Source organism: Variovorax sp. 01N429, assembly GCF_056399425.1.
Map to the genome: position 1 here is coordinate 1 of NZ_JBFTRG010000088.1, position 499 is coordinate 499.

A 499-nucleotide genomic window follows, 5' to 3' on the forward strand; every position below is an offset into this window, starting at 1 on the left:
CGGTACGGGCCGTCAGATCGACGTCGTCGATATCGAGACCGACCGCTTCGGAGATCCGCGCCCCGGTGCCGTACAGCACTTCCAGCAGTGCCCGGTCGCGCAGTCCGAACGGCGGATCCGCCGCGCCGGCGGCCGCCAGCAACGCCTCGATGCAGTCGAGCGGCACGGCTTTCGGCAGCCGCAACGGCGGTGCCGGCGGGGCGATTTCCCCCGCGACATCCCGTTCGACCCGGCCTTCCCGCAGCCAGAACTTGTGCAGCCCGCGGACCGCGACCACCCCGCGCGCCGCGGAGGATTCGGCGAGCGCGGGGCCGTAATCGTCGCCGGTACGCAACGCGCCCGCGTAGGCGGCGACATCGGCCGCGGCGACGTCGGCCGGATTACGGCGGCCGAGGCCGTCGAGAAAGGCCAGATATCGACCCAGGTCGCGACGGTAGGCGGAGAGGGTGTTGGGGGCCAAGCCTCGTTCTACGGCAAGGTGGTCAAGGTAGGCCCGTGT

At 71.5% G+C, this 499-nt stretch carries 1 protein-coding gene; it reads right to left on the bottom strand.

Annotated elements, in window-relative coordinates:
• On the bottom strand, positions 1–460 hold a 460-nt coding region (locus AC1DSF_RS30715; RefSeq protein ID WP_478184091.1), incomplete at its 3' end, for a site-specific integrase.
• Positions 461–499 lie beyond the last annotated feature (39 nt).